Origin of the sequence: Skermanella aerolata KACC 11604 (assembly GCF_000936425.1) — a bacterium.
GTDB classification, from domain to species: domain Bacteria; phylum Pseudomonadota; class Alphaproteobacteria; order Azospirillales; family Azospirillaceae; genus Skermanella; species Skermanella aerolata.
In genome coordinates this window covers 1-627 of sequence record NZ_AVFK01000193.1, presented here as the reverse complement: position 1 = coordinate 627, position 627 = coordinate 1, and the positions used below count along the sequence as shown (strand labels likewise).

Here is a 627-nt window from a genome sequence, read left to right as displayed (position 1 = left end):
TGTTTAAGTACTTCGAAGTACGGTGTTCGAGGTCATCGCAGAAGACTTCATCGAGAGCCGGCGGGTAGCTGGCGTGCTTGTCAGTTGTGACCTTATCCGGCGTCGTTCCGGTCACTGCCACGGCCGAGCGGAAGAGCGCTTCGGCGGCTTCCTGATCGCGGGTCTCGCTCAGGTAGATGTCGACCAGGTTGCCGTCGCGGTCGATCGCGCGGTACAGGTATTGCCATTGGCCGGCCACCTTGATGTACGTCTCATCGACATACCAGCTGCGGCCAGCCTTGCCTTTTCGCCGCTGGCGCAGGGCATCGGTGAGCAGTAGCGCCAACTTGGCTTCCCAGTCGCGGATCGCTTCATGGCTGAATACCAGGCCGCGCAGCAGCAGGATCTCCGCCAGGTCCCGCAAGCTGAGTTTCATCCGCAACCGCCACAGCACGATCAGAAAAACGACATCGGTTGGCAGTTGGAACCGGTTCAGCACCGAGCCAGTCCGCTCATTGAAGCCCCGCCCGCAGCCCTGGCACCGGAAGCGCCGATAGCCATGGGCTGTCCGGTCCGAACGCTCCGTCGTCCTGGTCGAACAGCAATGCGGGCACGGCATTCTTCATCTCCCTTCATCAGAAGGGCTCG

1 protein-coding gene is annotated in these 627 nt (G+C 61.6%); it reads right to left on the bottom strand.

The window, feature by feature from the left end:
- On the bottom strand, positions 1-478 hold a 478-nt coding region (locus N826_RS39170), incomplete at its 3' end, for an IS6 family transposase (protein WP_169789526.1).
- Between the last annotated feature and the right edge of the window lie 149 nt (positions 479-627).